At 42.0% G+C, this 2,617-nt stretch carries 1 protein-coding gene; it reads right to left on the bottom strand.

From position 1 onward, the window contains the following. Positions 1 to 20: 20 nt before the first annotated feature. Positions 21 to 2,420 carry a gliding motility-associated ABC transporter substrate-binding protein GldG gene (gene gldG, locus JWP71_RS15695; protein WP_299501868.1) on the bottom strand — a complete coding sequence of 800 codons (2,400 nt, stop codon included), beginning with the start codon at positions 2,418 to 2,420 and terminating at the stop codon, positions 21 to 23. Between the last annotated feature and the right edge of the window lie 197 nt (positions 2,421 to 2,617).

Here is a 2,617-nt window from a genome sequence, read left to right as displayed (position 1 = left end):
ATTAGTCAAAAGTATAAAATTTAATGAGCATACCGTCTCTTGCGGATATAATGTTGAAAAATAGCAAATATTAACACTAATAACAAAGGAATAACTGTATTAATTACCTGCCAGTATAATTTCTCGCCGCGCACCCTTGCTCTGTTAAGCAGGCGCAGTTTAATTTCCTTGTTACGTAAGGTTATAAGGCCCGAATCGTCGGTCATATAATCGGCAATATTGAGTAGCAGGTTTTTATTGCCGAAGTTTTGTTGCGTATAATGATCATACCCTAACGGATATGGCGAACCGTCAGCGGCCACCTGGTTTTTAAATATATCGCCATCACTTATTACTATCATTTTGGTGGGTTTACTTTCGTCCTGTATGGCAATTTTTTCTTTCAGGTCGGCGGGTACTGGGCGGTTCTTAAAATCTGATGCAAACTTGCCTTCCAGCAATACCGCAGTAGTTTTGGGTATGCCTTGAAAATCTTTAGGCTCGGGCACTTGCTCTACCGCCTGTAATGACAGCATGTGCGGCACAGACATTTTTTTATTATAGGGCGATGTAGCCAATAGCACCGTTTTTTCAACGCCTTTGGTATCCAATATATCAATAGTGCTGGGGAACTCACTGTATATGCCATCCAGATTTTTAACTACAGGGTGTTTGGATAAAGGAATAAATATCGGGTAAAACAGCCAGGGCACCAGTTGTATTTGTGCCTGCCCGCCAATATTGCCAGTACTAAGGGGTATTTGTGCGCAGCTCATATCGGCTATCAGATCATAATTTATGCGGATGCCGTAAACAAATAGCTGATCGTCTAAATTTAGCTGTTTGCCAAACGCCAGCTGATCGCCGCCGCGACCGCGCAGGCTGTCCAGCTCGGCGCTAACCTGGTCTATCGTCCAAAGCACCCTGCCTCCGCGCATCAGGTATTGATCCAGCTTAAATTTCTCCAGCTCGGTAAATGGCTTTTCGGGCTTGGCTACTACTATTAACTTTATTTTCAGCAGGCTATCAAAAGGAATATTTTTCAGATCAACCCTTCCCACCTCAAACCCATCCGACAAGCTTTTCATGGCATCATTTAGTTGCAGGTCGGTCAACTCATAGTGCCCGGCCGTAAAACCAATTTGCGGCTTGCCGCCACGTGTAACTTTTTTTATGGCCGATGTAAATGCATACTCCAGGTTTTGGATAGAGTTGTTTAACTGCTCATCTGCTGATAAACGCATTTGATTTTGCGCATACAGTAGTTTAACCGGTATATCCTTACCATTTGCTGATACCATGGCCGCCGGGAAAATAGTTTTTTGCGATAACCCGTCATCCGTTTTTACGCTTAATGCGGTTGGTTCTATGCCCCTTGATTGCAGATCCTGTATGGCCTGGTTTTGCTGTTCGGTTGATAAGCCTTTTAATGGGTCAACAAATTCAAACTGCAGTTTACGGTGACTGTAAGCCTGCAAATCGCTAAGTATATCATTGGTGGCGCGTTGCAGGCGCTTCATGCCGCCGGTTAGGTCGCCCTGTAGGTAAACAGTAACTTTTACAGGTTTAGACAAGCTATCTAACACTTGCCTGCTGATGGGTGATATGGTATAACGTTTTTCGGCAGTAAAATCAATTCGGGTAAATGCAAGGCTGGTGAAAATGGTTACGCACAACACAATACCAACACCGCCCAGCGTTATGTATTTGTTTAACGCCTTTTGCTGTTGTTTTAAAAGCACAAACAGGGTGAGCCAAATAAATATGGCTATCAATACAATGAAATAGGCCAAATCGCGGGTATCTAAAACACCGCGGCTTACGGATTGATAATGCTCTGTAATACCCAAGCTTTGTATGCCCGAGCTTTGCAGTGATAACAATCCGCTTAGCGAATCAAATCCGCTATAAAAAAAGAAACATAAAAATACCGCTATGGTAAAAGCGATGATCTGATTTTTGGTGACGGACGATGCAAACAAACCAATTGCCGCGAAAGCTGCTCCCAACAAAAACAACCCTATATATGAACCTATAACCGCGCCGGTATCAATATTACCTTGCGGCGTACCCAAAACATAAACCGAATAATAATAAGTGAGTGTAGGCACCAAAGCAAACAGCACCAATAATACAGCGGCTAAATATTTACCCAATACAATTTGAAGATCAGTTAGCGGGCGGGTTAAAAGCAACTCAAATGTGCCCTCTTTACGCTCTTCGGCTAACGATCGCATGGTAATTGCCGGAATTAAAAACATAAACAGATACGGGGCCGTGCTAAACAAGCTATCCAATCCGGCGTAGCCGTAATCTAATAGGCTTGAATCTGGAAATACCCATAAAAACAAACCCAGCACCAGCAAAAACACGCCAATGGTAACATAGGCTACTAATGAACTTAAATAAGAAGTAATTTCTTTTTTGAGGATTGAATACATTCCTTATGTTATATTTTACGCTTAATTATTGTTTGTTAAACTGATAAATACATTTTCCAAAGTATTCCCGTTATTCTTCCCCCTCAATGCTGCCAAAGTATCATTGGCTACAATTTTTCCTTTATTAATAATAATAACATGGTTGCATACCGCCTCCACTTCCTGCATAATATGGGTAGATAGGATAATGGTTTTAG

Origin of the sequence: Mucilaginibacter sp. (genome assembly GCF_028287845.1) — a bacterium.
In the GTDB taxonomy this organism is placed as follows: Bacteria; Bacteroidota; Bacteroidia; order Sphingobacteriales; family Sphingobacteriaceae; genus Mucilaginibacter.
This window is presented reverse-complemented; position numbering and strand designations above follow the sequence as displayed.